General features: G+C 63.3%; 10 protein-coding genes and 1 tRNA gene. 3 read left to right on the top strand and 8 right to left on the bottom strand.

What is annotated here, in order from left to right:
- Nucleotides 1–13: 13 nt before the first annotated feature.
- The 4 genes from ATO9_RS01705 to ATO9_RS01690 form a co-directional block, all read right to left on the bottom strand.
- A complete protein-coding gene (locus ATO9_RS01705; RefSeq protein WP_043744190.1) occupies nt 14–1,054 on the bottom strand; it encodes a dipeptidase in 1,041 nt (346 codons plus the stop codon).
- On the bottom strand, nt 1,051–2,703 hold the full coding sequence (locus ATO9_RS01700; protein WP_043744187.1) for a thiamine pyrophosphate-binding protein: 1,653 nt from the start codon (nt 2,701–2,703) through the stop codon (nt 1,051–1,053). Before ATO9_RS01700 ends, ATO9_RS01705 begins: the two co-directional genes overlap by 4 nt.
- An 80-nt stretch (nt 2,704–2,783) precedes the next feature.
- Complete coding sequence (locus ATO9_RS01695; protein WP_052418029.1) at nt 2,784–3,725, bottom strand: class I SAM-dependent methyltransferase; 942 nt, start codon at nt 3,723–3,725, stop codon at nt 2,784–2,786.
- A gap of 160 nt (nt 3,726–3,885) precedes the next feature.
- Nucleotides 3,886–3,962: transfer RNA gene (locus ATO9_RS01690), tRNA-Arg, on the bottom strand.
- 228 nt (nt 3,963–4,190) lie between these two features.
- Here ATO9_RS01690 and ATO9_RS01680 point away from each other — a divergent pair.
- From ATO9_RS01680 to ATO9_RS01670, 3 genes are all read left to right on the top strand, one after another.
- Nucleotides 4,191–6,569: a methyl-accepting chemotaxis protein gene (locus ATO9_RS01680; RefSeq protein ID WP_052418028.1), complete on the top strand. Its 2,379-nt coding sequence runs from the start codon at nt 4,191–4,193 to the stop codon at nt 6,567–6,569.
- Nucleotides 6,570–6,686: 117 nt separating this feature from the next.
- Entirely contained in the window at nt 6,687–7,709 is a 1,023-nt protein-coding gene (locus tag ATO9_RS01675; protein WP_043744182.1) for a LacI family DNA-binding transcriptional regulator, read from the top strand.
- 2 nt (nt 7,710–7,711) lie between these two features.
- Nucleotides 7,712–8,914, top strand: coding sequence for a winged helix-turn-helix domain-containing protein (locus ATO9_RS01670; protein ID WP_043744180.1), 1,203 nt, complete (start codon nt 7,712–7,714; stop codon nt 8,912–8,914).
- 57 nt (nt 8,915–8,971) lie between these two features.
- Here ATO9_RS01670 and ATO9_RS01665 read toward each other — a convergent pair whose 3' ends face one another.
- The 4 genes from ATO9_RS01665 to ATO9_RS01650 form a co-directional block, all read right to left on the bottom strand.
- Nucleotides 8,972–9,754, bottom strand: a complete 783-nt coding sequence (locus tag ATO9_RS01665; protein ID WP_043744177.1) for an FAD binding domain-containing protein — start codon at nt 9,752–9,754, stop codon at nt 8,972–8,974.
- Between the two features lie 51 nt (nt 9,755–9,805).
- Complete coding sequence (locus ATO9_RS01660) at nt 9,806–12,172, bottom strand: xanthine dehydrogenase family protein molybdopterin-binding subunit (protein WP_043744174.1); 2,367 nt, start codon at nt 12,170–12,172, stop codon at nt 9,806–9,808.
- An 85-nt stretch (nt 12,173–12,257) separates the two neighbouring features.
- The gene (locus ATO9_RS01655; RefSeq protein WP_043744171.1) at nt 12,258–12,743 is read right to left on the bottom strand and encodes a (2Fe-2S)-binding protein; all 486 of its coding nucleotides are present in this window, start codon (nt 12,741–12,743) and stop codon (nt 12,258–12,260) included.
- A 36-nt stretch (nt 12,744–12,779) separates the two neighbouring features.
- Nucleotides 12,780–13,295 carry an SRPBCC family protein gene (locus ATO9_RS01650; RefSeq protein ID WP_043744168.1) on the bottom strand — a complete coding sequence of 172 codons (516 nt, stop codon included), beginning with the start codon at nt 13,293–13,295 and terminating at the stop codon, nt 12,780–12,782.
- Between the last annotated feature and the right edge of the window lie 304 nt (nt 13,296–13,599).

Below are 13,599 nucleotides of genomic sequence, written 5' to 3'. Positions count from 1 at the left end.
GGTCGGACCCTGCTCAGGCCCAGGTCTGCCGCAGCACCCGCACCCAGTTCCGCCAGCACAGTTTCTCCATCAGATCGGTGCCGATCCCGTGGTCTTCGAGCGCCTCGCGCAGCGGCACCATGCCGCCCACATCGGACATCCAGTCCGGCACCCGCGCACCATCGAAATCGGACCCGAAACCGACGCCATCCTCGCCCAGAATGCTCAGCAAGTGGTCGAGATGGCTCAACAAATTTTCAACCGGGCTTTCTTCGACGAACTTGCCGTCGGGCCGCAGGAAGCAGGTGCCGAAGTTGATCCCGACCATGCCGCCGCTCTCTGCGATCAGGCGCAGTTCCTCGTCCGACAGGTTCCGCGCGGAGGGCGTGACCGCATGGGCATTGGAATGGGTGGCCACCAGCGGCGCGTCCGAGATCTCGGCGATATCGCGCAGGCCCGCCATGTTCAGGTGGCTCAAATCCACCATTATTTTCCGACGGTTACACTCTTTCACGAGGGCTTTCCCGGCCTCCGTCAGCCCCGGCCCGATATCGGAATCCGACGGGTAGCGGAACGGCACGCCATGGCCATAGGCGGTCGGACGGCTCCAGACCGGGCCGAGCGACCGCAGGCCCGCATCGTAGAGCCAGTCCAGTTCTGCGAAATCCGGCCCGATCGCTTCGGCCCCTTCCATGTGCAGAACGGCAGCAAGAGGTTGATCGTGAATGGCTTTTTCCAGCGCATCCGCATCGGTGCAGCGCATCAGAAGCCCCATGTCGCACAGGGTCTGGAAATGCTCGATCCCGACCTTCACCCGCTCCACCGCGTGGTCGTGATCCACCGCCGGCGGCAGCGGCAGGTCATAGCGGTTCTGCTGCATGGCCGAGATATCCATCCCCGCCACCCCCGGCGTCGGAACATAGAGCGCAAAGAACCCACCGGCCCATCCCCCGGCCCTGGCACGGGGGATGTCGATCTGGCCCAGCGTATGCCCGTCGCGCACGTCCTCGGCCGTGATCCGGCCCAAGGACATCTTTAATAACAGGTCGTTATGGCCATCGAAGACGGGGATCACTTGCTGGCCTCCGCGCGGATTTCGCTCAGCGTCTTGGCGATGGTCAGCGCCTCGGGGTCGAGCTGGCAATGGATCAGCGCGGGCTTGCCGCTGGCCTTCGCACGCTCGAAGGCGGTGGCGAAATCGGCGCTGTCCTCGACCGTATCCCCATGCGCGCCAAAGGACCGGGCCATGGCGGCGAAATCGGGGTTCTTCAGCGCTGTGGCCGAGACGCGGCCGGGGAATTCGCGTTCCTGATGCATCCGGATCGTGCCGAACATGCTGTTGTCAATCACCAGCAAAATCAGGGGGATATCGAACTGAACAGCAGTGGCGAGCTCCTGAACCGTCATCATGATATCGCCGTCACCGGCCACGCAGACCACGTCACGGTCCGGCATCTGGCGCTTGGCCATGACCGCTGCCGGCAAGCCATATCCCATGGAGCCGGAGGTCGGCGCCAGCTGCGTGCCATGGTCGCGGAACCGGTAGTGGCGGTTGATCCAGGTGGCGAAATTGCCCGCCCCGTTTGTGATCGCGGCATCCGGGCCCAGCGTGTCGCGCAGCCAGCAGACGACGTCTCCCATCTGGAACTTGCCCGGCAGTGGCAACGGGTCCTGTGACCAGTCGAGATAGGCCTGCCGCAGCTCTCCGACCCAGCCGCTCTGCCGGTTGGGACCGGGCAGGTCAGAGACCGCGTCGATGAACCCGCGCGCCGTCCCCACGAGGCCCAGACCGGGCTGGTAGACGCGGCCGATCTCCTCCGGATCCGCATGGAGATGCACAAGGCGGTCATCCTGCGCCCCGATCCCCAGCAGCGTGTAATTTTGCGACGGGCTTTCGGACAGGCGCCCACCCAGCATCAGGACGAGGTCCGCTTCCTTTATGCCTTTCAACAGCTTGGGGTTCGCCCCGATGCTGAGGTCGCCGACATAATTCGGATGATCCGCGGGGAAGGCACCGCCCCGCCGGAACTCCACCGCGACGGGCAGGGCATGACGTTCGGCAAAGGCGATCATCGCCTCGCGCGCCGGCCCCTGCCATGCGCCATCCCCCAGGATCGCCACCGGTCGTTCCGCGCGCGCCAGTCGATCTGCCAGGTCACTGACGGCCTCTGCCGAGGGCGCGATTTGGATGGGCCGTGCCTGGCCACCATCGGGGACATCGGCCAGGTCGCTCAGCATGTCTTCGGGCAGCGCGACGACCACCGGGCCGGGGCGCCCCTGGGTGGCGACGCGGAAGGCACGGGTCACCAGTTCGGGAATGCGCGCGGCATCGTCGATCTCGAACGCCCACTTGCACATGGTGCCAAAGACGGCACCGTAATCAAGCTCCTGAAATGCCTCGCGATATTTCATCGCGCGACCGATCTGGCCGACGAAGAGGATCATCGGCGTGCTGTCCTGCATCGCCACGTGAACCCCCGCCGCGGCATTGGTCGCGCCGGGGCCGCGGGTGACGAAGCAGATGCCGGGCTTGCCGGTCATCTTGCCATAGGCCTCGGCCATCATGGCCGCGCCCCCCTCCTGCCGGCAGGTCAGAAGATCGACGCCCGAATCGAGCAGCGCATCCAGAACGCTGAGATAACTTTCCCCCGGCACGCAGGTGGCACGCTCCACCCCCTGCACCAGAAGCTGATCCACCAGAATTTGCGCGCCTGTCCGTTCCATCGGGCCCTCTTGAGTTCATTCGGGCGGAGATTGGACGGTTTCGCGCCGGATGACCATAGCCCCGGGCCGCGCAAGTCGCGTCAATTGCGGCCGAAACGGCGGCGGAACCTGTCCTTCAATTCCTGCATCAGCGGCTTTTCGGCAAAGCCCGCAGCACCCAGAGATGTCGAAACGACCTGCAGCAATTCCCACCGACGCGCAGCATATTCAGCATCCGGAATCGGTTTGAATTCTTCCGGCTTTCTGAGGTGGATGTAGAATTCGAACACGCTGGTTTCCGTGATCTCTTCGATATCGAACCGGATAAGCCCCAATTGCCGCAGATCGCGGTACATCAGCTCGAACAGCTCGGGAAAGAATGTGGTGCAATGGGCATCGCGATAGGGGCCGGGATCGGTCCGGTCGGCCACGTATTTCGCAAAGACGTCGTGCGGGTCGGTGGAGGGCCGAACCTCTCCGATCCTTGCCGTCGCGATGTCCACGGCATCGACCATGTGCCCGTCCGCATGGGCGCGCGCCTGGTTGAACAGGTAGTCGAACAGCGTCTCGGGCGAAGGCTGCCGCCGCCCGTCGTAATAGGCGCCCAGCCAGTCACTCAGCCGTGTCGGCATGCGGAAATGGTCGAAACAGGCACGATAATCCGGCACCACCATGCTGAGCATCCCGCCCGGCGCCAGCGCATCATAGCAGCCCTGCAGGAAGAGGATCGGATTGGGCAGGTGTTCGAAATTATGCGACGAGATAATGTAGCCCAGCTGCCCCTCCAGCCCGGCCTCACGGACAACGTCACCGATCCCCGAGGCATCGCCGACAAGGTCGACCTCTTCGATCTCGTGCAGGCGATCGTTGGGCACCATTACGTCCTTGCGCGCATTGTCCCGCAACCGTTCGGTGTCGAACACGTCGAGCGTCAGGATGTCATACCCGTCCCGTTTGGCGAGGGTCGGATTGAAATAGGGGGCGATCTCGATCCCCTTTTTGGTCGTATCCACGTATTTCAATAATTCGGCCGGCGAGCCCATTCGGGTAACTCCTGAAAACAATGCGCTTTCGACTATCCCTCATTCGCTCATGCGGACAAGTCGGCAATGGGTCACCGGGCGATTGTCCGCGCCGATTGCACAGAGCGTCGGCAGACGAGCGCCGGGGCGCTGACGGATATGTTTTTGGAAATGATCGGTCTGGTGACCCCGGCAGGATTCGAACCTGCAACCTGCCCCTTAGGAGGGGGCTGCTCTATCCAGTTGAGCCACGGGGCCGCCGTTTCGGGTCTTAGCCCAGGCAGAGACGCTTGTCATGCCCGTGTTGGCACGCGGGACGTCCCTCGTCACGATTTGCGGTAAATTGTCAGGGGATCTCATCTTCAAGAAGGCAGATATTAAGGGTTTCCCCCTCATGTTCGCCTCCAAACCCCAGCGGACCAAGTCCGTCCGGGGCGATGTGCGATAGGCGGGTCCGCCGCTGCTTAGGGCAAAGGAAAACTTGAAATGACGACACCCCTGACCGGCAATCAGGTCCAATCCTCGGAAGGTTTGCGACGCCTGTCCCCGTTCTACTGGTTCGGAAACCTCCGCCTGGCCGTCAAACTGCCCATGATCATCGTGGTGCTGGGCGGCCTGGTCGCGGTGGTCCTGACAGCGACCTCCTATTTCGACTCGCGTGCCATCATGCTGGACGAGATCAAGTCAAAGTTCTACTCGACCCTCGAATCGCGCAGAAATCAGGTCGTCGCGCTGTTCGAAGCGACCGAACAGGACATCCTGCTTCAGGCCGACAACCCGACCACCCTGAATGCCCTGACCAGTTTCTCGCTGGCCTGGCGCACGATCGGCGACGGGCAGAAAGAAACGCTCCAGTCCAATTACATCTCGGACAACCCGATGCCGTCGGGACAGAAGGATGCCTACGTGGCGACCAATGACGGGTCGCAATACGATGTCGCACACCAGAAATTCCACGGCTACTTCCGCAAGCTGCTGAAAGCGCGCGGTTACTACGACATCATGCTGGTCGATGCCGATGGCAACGTCGTCTACTCCGTCTTCAAGGAAATCGACTTCGCGACCAACCTGATGGACGGGGAATGGCGGACGACCGATCTGGCCAACGCATTCCGCACCGCCAAGACCCTGAAATCCGGCGAGGTCACGTTCTTCGATTTCCGACCCTATGCACCCAGCAATAATGCCCCTGCCAGCTTCATGGCGACACCCCTCATCAAGAACGGTGAAGTGAAGGGCGCGCTGATCATTCAGACCCCCACGACCCGCCTGAACAAGATCGCGCAAAGCAGCTATGGCCTCGGCCAGACCGGAGAGGCGATTTTGTTGGGGTCCGACTTCCTGGCTCGCTCCGCCTCGCGCTTCGATGGCAGCCACGGCTTGCTTTCTCCGATCGAACGTCGCTCGTACCGCGAGGCCGCCTTTGCCGGCGAAGACCCGGGCTTCGTCACCAGCAGAGATGAAAACGGCAATGTCCAGCATGCCATGATCGACGTCTTCAGCATCCAGAACGCGCAATGGGCGGTCGAAGTCGTGCAGAATGACGCGGAATTGCTGGCCCCGGTCATCGACCTTCGGAACATGCTGCTGATGCAGTTGGCCGGACTGATGGTCGTGCTCGCCATCATCGGCGCCCTTGTCGGTCGGTCCGTGTCGAAACCGTTCATCAAGGTGGCGACGCGTCTGCGCTCGATGGCGGATGGCAACCTCTCCAGCCCGATTCCCCATACCGACCGTCGCGAAGATGCGGGCGACCTGGCCCGCAACCTGGAAAATCTCCGCGGCAAACTGGAAACCGCCGAGGTGGAGCGCCGTCGAAACGATGCCAAGGCGCAGCAACAGCAGATCGTGGTGGATCATCTGACGGCAAGCATCGGCGAACTGGCCCAGGGCAACCTGACCGCCCGCATCGACACCGTCTTCGACGATGATTACGAAGCCCTGCGCGAAGCCTTCAATGCGGCCCTGGCCAAGCTGAACGAGACGGTGACCTCGCTCCTCATGGCCGCGCAGGAGATCGATGATAATGCCCGCGATGTCGAAACCGCGTCCAACGATCTGAGTCAGAAAGCCATCGAACAGGCTGCCAGCCTAGAAGAAACCGCCGCCGCGATCACCGAATTGTCGGCATCCGTCAAATCGACGGCCGATGCGGCGGGCGAGGCCGACAAGATCATGGGCCATGCGAAGGACGACGCAAAGGAAAGCAATGACGTCGTGAACCGCGCGATGAAGGCGATGGACCGCATCTCAACATCGTCGCAGAAGATCAGCCAGGTCACCTCCGTGATCGAAGATCTGGCCTTCCAGACCAACCTGCTGGCGCTCAACGCCGGCGTCGAAGCCGCCCGGGCGGGCGAGGCGGGACGCGGCTTCGCCGTTGTCGCCTCTGAAGTGCGGGCGTTGGCGCAGCGGTCGTCCGAAGCGGCGAAAGAGATCAACTCGCTGATCAAGGAAAGCTCGGACAACGTCGTGGACGGGGTGGAACTGGTGGAAAAAGCCGGTGCCTCCTTCGAAAGCCTGATCGGCGATTTCGACAAGGTCTCGGCCTCCGTCTCCTCCATCGCTGCGGCGGCGCGCGAACAGTCGATCGGCCTCGAGGAGATCAATACAGCCGTCGACCAACTGGATGGCGTGACCCAGAAGAACGCCGCCGTCGCGACGCAGGTCCACGGGACCGGCAAGACGATGGTCAACGAGGCGGCGAAGCTGATGCAGGTCTCCAGCGCGTTCCACGTCGATCGCAGCCATGTCCCGCAAAGCGCGGCCGTCCCGGCTCCGCAGCCTGCCCGGCAACGCGCCGTGGTGAACGCACCGGTTGCGCGCATCGACGATGTCGCCGACGAGGAATGGTCGGAATTCTGACCGCCCCAAAGCCCTGAGTATAACCAGGACTCGGTGCATCCAGCACCGGGTCTTGTTGCGTGAAGGGTCATCCCGGAATACGTTGGTTACAGACCAACTCTTTCAGGACGTTACATAGTGACCAGACCCGCGACCCGCCCCCTGACCCTGCGAGATGTTTCCGAAGCGTCGGGGGTGTCCGAAATGACGGTCAGCCGGGTCCTGCGCAATCGGGGCGATGTGTCGGCCGCGACGCGGGAAAAGGTGCTGCGCGCCGCCAAGCAACTGGGATATGTGCCGAACAAGATCGCCGGCGCTTTGGCCAGCCAACGGGTCAACCTTGTTGCTGTCATCATCCCGTCCATGTCGAACATGGTCTTCCCCGAGGTGATGACCGGCATCAGCCGCGCGTTGGAGGAAACAGACCTTCAGCCGGTTGTCGGCATCACGGATTACCTGCCCGAGAAAGAGGAAAAGGTCCTGTACGAGATGCTGTCCTGGCGACCGTCCGGCGTGATCATCGCGGGGCTGGAGCATTCGGATGCCTCCCGCGCGATGATGGCCGCGGCCGGGATCCCGGTGGTCGAGATCATGGACACGGATGGCACCCCGATCGACGCAGCCGTGGGCATTTCCCACCGTCGGGCGGGGCGCATGATGGGCCAGGCGATCCTGGAGGCTGGGTATCGCCGGATCGGTTTCATGGGCACCCAACTTGGCGCGGATCACCGGGCCCGCAAGCGGTTCGAGGGCTTCACGGAGGCACTGGCCAAGGGTGGCGTCGAAATCGAGGATCGCGAATTTTACGCCAACGGGTCGGCGCTGGCCAAGGGACGCGAGATGACCCAGGCCATGCTGGAACGCTCGCCAGAACTGGATTTCCTGTATTATTCCAACGACATGATTGGTGCGGGCGGCCTACTGTGGCTGGTCGAAAAGGGATACGACGTGCCGGGAAAAATCGGTCTGGCGGGGTTCAACGATGTGCGCCTGTTGCAGGGCCTGCCGCAAAAGCTGGCCACGATGGATTCCTGCCGGGAGGAGATTGGCCGCCGCGCGGCCGAGATGATCACGGCCCGCCTGACGGACCCGGATGCGCCCGGCGGAAAGGTCGAATTGTCACCCAAGATCAACCGCGGCGACACGCTCCGCTCTCGCTGATCATGTCCCGGCCCGTTCTGGACAACCGCGCCGCACGCCGTCTTTTCCTGCATCGGCACCTGCTGGGGGATGCGCCAAAGGGGCCCGGCAAGGGCGAGGATTTGTTGCGGCTGATCACCTCGCTCGGCTTTGTCCAGGTCGACAGCGTCAGCACCGTCGAACGCGCCCATCACATGATCCTGTTCGCTCGTCGCCCCGCCTACCGGCCCAAGGCGCTGCACAGGCTGATCGAAAAGGATCGGGCGCTTTTCGAGCATTGGACCCATGATGCGTCGATCATCCCGACGGAGTTTTACCGCTACTGGCATCTGCCCTTCGACCGGTCCCGCGAGAGGCTGACAGAGCGTTGGCGCAACTGGCAGGGCGAGGCCTATCGCGACGAGTTGGACAAGGTCCGTGATCATGTCGAAAAGTACGGCCCCGTACGGTCCAGCGACCTGTTGCAGGACGAGGATCGCGGGCAGTCGGGCGGGTGGTGGAACTGGCATCCCTCAAAGGCCGCACTGGAATTCCTGTGGCGGACCGGAGAGCTGGTGATCGCCAAGCGGCAGGGATTCCAGAAATTCTATGACCTGCCGGAACGCGCCTACCCTGTCGCCCACGCGGAACCGAAGCCGACCGAAGCGGAGGCGGTGGATTGGTTCTGCAACGCCGCGCTGGACCGCCTGGGTTTTGCCACGAGCGGAGAGATCGCGGCCTTCTGGGCGACAGTCAGCCCGGCAGAGGCCAAGGACTGGGCGGCCCGCACCGTGGCGGAGGGCCGGGCGGAAGAGGTGCTGGTGGAATGCGTGGACGGGTCGAAGCGGCGCAGCATCGCGCGGCCCGGTGTCGTGGCAGAGGCCGCCGCGCTGCCCGACCCGCCGGGACGGTTGCGCATTCTCAGCCCGTTCGACCCGGCACTACGGGACCGGAACCGGGCGGAGCGGCTGTTCGGGTTTCATTACCGGATCGAGATTTTTGTGCCGGCGGCCAAAAGGAAATACGGCTACTACGTCTTCCCGATCCTCGAAGGTGACCGATTGATCGGCCGGATCGACATGAAGGCGGATCGCCCTGCTTCGGTGCTGAACGTCACCCGGCTGTGGCTGGAGCCGGGCACTCGCCCTGCAAAGGCCCGGATCAGCAAGCTGCGGTCCGAACTCGACCGTATGGCGCGGCTGGTCGACTGCACGCGCGTCGCGTTCGCCGACGACTGGCTCCGATAGCACAACGAAAAACGCCGCCCCCGAAGGCGCGGCGTTTCAATTCGGTTGCGGCCCGGATCAGCAGGCAGCGACAGCGCGCCCGGTCAGGACCTTGACCAGGTTGGCCCGGTATTCCGCCGTGCCGTGCAGGTCGCTGATCATGTCGCTGGCATCCACGGTGAGCCCGGAAATCGCGTCGGCGGAGAAGTTGCCCGACAGCGCCTCTTCGGCCTCGGTCCAGCGGAAGACACCGTCATTCGACGCACCGGTCACCGCGACGCGCACGCCATCGGCATATTTCGCGACGAAGACACCGGTCAGGGCAAAGCGCGAGGCCGGCTGTTCGAACTTCTGGTAATTCGCGGCCTCGGGAACCGGGAACTTGACGCCGGTGATGATCTCACCCTCATCCAGTGCGGTGGTGAACATGCCCTGGAAGTAGTCGTCCGCGGCGATTTCGCGGCTGTTCGTCACGATGGTCGCACCAGAGGCCAGCGCCGCCGCCGGATAGCAGGCTGCCGGGTCGTTATTGGCCAGCGAGCCGCCGATCGTGCCGCGGTTGCGCACAGCGGGGTCCCCGATATTGGAGGCGAGGGCCGCCAACGCGGGATAGGCCGAAGCATCTGCCGCGACGACCGCATGGGGCGTGGCGCCGCCGATGGTCACCGTGCTGCCCTCGGCCGACACGCCGTTCAGCTCTGCGATGCCCAGCAGGCTGACCAGTTTGGAGGGCTGGTTCAGGCGCTGCTTCATCGTCGGAATGAGCGTCTGACCACCAGAAAGCGGCTGGGCGTCTTCCTCCTTGAGGGCGGCGATGGCCTCTTCGACCGAAGAGGGTTTGACGAATTCAAAGTTGTACATCTTTTCAACTCCCTGTCTGGGGTTGGCTGCCCCGGTTGGGGGCAGCGTAGATTATTGGTTCATGGCGGTCCAGACACGGGACGGCGACAACGGCATGTCGATGTGGTCGACGGCGTGCCCGTTCCGGTTCAGTGCGTCGAGCACGGCATTGACCAGCGCCGGCGGCGACCCGATGGCCCCGGCCTCCCCGCAGCCCTTCACGCCAAGCGGATTGTGCGTGCAGGGGGTCTGGCAGGAATGGTCCACCGTGATCATCGGCAGGTCGGATGCACGCGGCATCGCGTAATCCATGTAGGAGGCCGATAGCAGCTGACCGTCGGCGTCATAAGCACAGTTTTCGAGCATGGCCTGCCCGATCCCCTGCCCCACGCCGCCATGGACCTGGCCCTCGACGATCATCGGGTTCACCACGTTGCCGAAATCGTCAGCGGCGGTGAAGTTCAGGACCTCGACCTTGCCGGTGCCCTCGTCCACCTCGACCTCGCAGATGTAGGTGCCAGAGGGATAGGTGAAGTTCGCCGGATCGTAGAACGCGGTTTCCTCGAGCCCCGGTTCGATCTGGTCGAGCGGGTAATTGTGCGGCACGTAGGCCGCCAAGGTCACGTCGCCCCAGGCCACGGATTTATCGGTGCCCGAAACGGTGAACTGGCCGTCCTTCAACTCGATATCGCCTTCGGAGGCTTCCATCAGGTGGGCTGCGATCTTCTTGGCCTTGTTGATGACCTTTTCCGCCGCCCGCACCATGGCAGAGCCGCCAACGGCAAGGGACCGGGACCCGTAGGTGCCCATGCCCATCGGGGTGTTGGCGGTGTCGCCATGCACGATCTCCACCTGGCTGGCGTCGATGCCGATCATGTCGGCGATCACCTGCGGGAAGGTGGTTTCATGCCCCTGGCCGTGGCTGTGCGACCCGGTCATGACCACGATGCCGCCGGTCGCGTTCACACGCACCGTTGCGGATTCGTACAGACCCGCACGCGCGCCCAACTGGCCGACAAGGTTCGACGGCGCGATACCGCAGGCCTCGATGTAATTGGCGATGCCAAGGCCGCGCAGCTTGCCATTCTTCTTCGACTCCGCCGCGCGGGCGTCGAAACCGGTGACATCGGCCAGCTCCAGCGCCTTGTCGAGCGTGGCGTGGTAATTGCCGGTGTCGTATTCCACCGCCACCGGGGTGGCATAGGGGAACTGATCGGGCGTGATGAAGTTCTGGCGCCGCAGCTCGGCCGGATCGACACCCAGCTCACGGGCACATTTGTCGATGCAGCGTTCCAGCTGGTAGGTCGCCTCGGGCCGGCCGGCGCCGCGATAGGCATCGACGGGCACGGTGTTGGTGAAGACGGCCTTCACGTTCACGTAGATCAGCGGGGTGCGGTAATTGCCCGCCATCAGGACGCCATGCAGCCAGGTCGGAACCGAAGGCGCAAAGGTCGACAGGTAGGCCCCCATGTTGGCATAGGTATCCGTCCGCAGCGCGGTGAAGTTGTTGTCCGCATCCAGCGCGATCTGGATTTTCGACACGTGGTCGCGGCCATGAGCGTCGGACATGAATGCCTCGGACCGGGACGAGGTCCACTTGACCGGGCGCTTGATCTGCTTGGCCGCGAAGGTGCAGAACGCCTCCTCCGCGTAGTGGAAGATCTTGGTGCCGAAACCGCCGCCCACATCCGGGGCCACGACCCGCAGCTTGTGTTCCGGAATCCCGAGGACGAAGGCGCCCATCAGCAGGCGGATCACATGCGGGTTCTGCGACGTGGTGTAGAGGGTGGAGCTGTCGTCATGCGGGGCATAATCGCCCACGGCCACACGCGGCTCCATCGGGTTGGCGACCAGGCGGTTGTTCACCAGTTCCAGCGTCGTGACATGGGCGGCCTTTTCGAAGGCTTCGTCCACGGCGGCCTTGTTCTCCTCGACGAAGCCCCAGTCGTAGCAGAGGTTCGAGGTCAGGTCGTCATGCACCTTGGGCGCACCGTCGGCGCAGGCGGCCTTCATGTCGATGACGGCGGGCAGTTCGTCGTAATCCACGACGATCGCCTCGGCCGCGTCCCGGGCCTCTTCCAGGCTGTCGGCGACCACGGCGGCGATGATCTCGCCCACGTGCCGGATCTTGCCCTCGGCCATGATCGGGTGCTTGGGCTCCTGCATCGGATTGCCGTGCTTGTCGGTCACCTGCCAGCCGCAGGGCAGACCGCCCACGGCCTCGAAATCCTTGGCCGTGAAGATGCGTACGACGCCCTGCATGTCCTGGGCCGAGGCCGTATCCACCGCGTTCAGCGTGGCATGGGCCACGTCGGCGCGAAGGAAATGAACATAGAGCTGTCCGTTGAGATTGATGTCATCGGTATAGCGACCCTTGCCGGTCAGAAACCGAATGTCTTCGCGCCGCTTGGTGCTGGCGCCGATGCCGTCCTTGGGCATGTCATATCCTCCCTGGGTTGGGTGCTCTCCCTGCACCCGAAATCGTCACCCCGCCGCTCCTCAACAGCGGGACACCACGTCCGGTTTACTCGGCGGCGACCGCCGGGACCTCCTGACCGGATGCGGCGAGGATCGCCTTGACGATATTGTGGTAGCCGGTGCAGCGGCAGATATTGCCCTCGAGGTGATGGCGAATGTCCGCTTCGGTCGGCTTGGGGTTCTGTTCCAGCAGCGATGCCGCAGCCATCACCATGCCAGGAGTGCAGAACCCGCATTGCAGGCCGTGATGGTCCTGGAAGGCCTGCTGGATCACGTTCAGCGACCCGTCGGCATTGGCCTGACCTTCGATCGTGGCAACCTCGGCCCCGTCGGCTTCGGCGGCGAACATGGTGCAGGATTTCACCTGCTTGCCGTTCACGTGTACCGTGCAGGCGCCGCACTGGCTGGTGTCGCAGCCGATATGCGTGCCGGTCAGGCCCAGTTCTTCGCGCAGGAAGGTCGACAGCAGCGTGCGCCCTTCCGCGTCTCCGGACATGGACTTGCCATTGACCGTCATAGTCACTTTCATAATTCTTCCTCCCTTATACCGTTGGAACGGGTCTTAATTTCATGACGTCAGACGCTTGAACCAGCCCTTCTTGGGCTGATCGCCGGGGCCTTCCTCGGCTTCGCTTTCGGTCTTGGGACCTTCGACGGCATTTTCGAAATTCTCGAAGAACTGGTCGGCCATCTTCTTGGCGAAGCCGTCGATGATGCGGCTGCCCAGCTGGGCCAGCTTGCCGCCGACCTTGGCCTCGACCTCGTAATGCAGGCGGGTGCCGTCCTCGATATCCTCGAGCCGCACATCCGCACCGCCCTTGGCGAAGCCGGCCGCGCCGCCCTTGCCCTCACCGGACAGGGTCAGGCTGTCGGGCTTGTTGACGTTGGAAATGGTGACCTGTCCCTTGAAGGTGGCCTTCACCGGGCCGACCTTCTGGACGACAACCGCCTCGAACCCCTCTTCGGGGGAGCCGGTCATCTCCTGGCAGCCGGGCACGCAGGCCTTCAGCACTTCGGGAGAGAGCAGAGCCGCCCATACCGTTTCGCGATCGGCCGAGATGTCCCGGGAATCAGATAGTTGCATCGGTGCTCTCCATCATATTCGATTTGAGAGTAACGCCTTATCAGCAGCCTGCAACCGGAGTTTTTCCGCATCGCGGGACTCATCGGCACCTCGATACCGCCGTTGGCGAGGAGCTGGAAGCGTGACATTGGCTCGATGAAAACGCAACCGGCGATCAGCACTCCCTTATCGCAGGGGTGCCGGATCGGCATCCTTTCAACTGCCACGAAAGGGACTCTGGATCCTGCCCCCCCGAAGGTAGTAACGTGATGACCATTATGTATTAAGAAGCCGGTTTTTTGCGGCCCGAAAGATCCCTAGGGAG

The organism is Pseudooceanicola atlanticus (assembly GCF_000768315.1).
In the GTDB taxonomy this organism is placed as follows: domain Bacteria; phylum Pseudomonadota; class Alphaproteobacteria; order Rhodobacterales; family Rhodobacteraceae; genus Pseudooceanicola; species Pseudooceanicola atlanticus.
The sequence above is the reverse complement of the archived record's forward strand: the minus strand, read 5'-3'. Positions and strand labels throughout refer to the sequence as shown.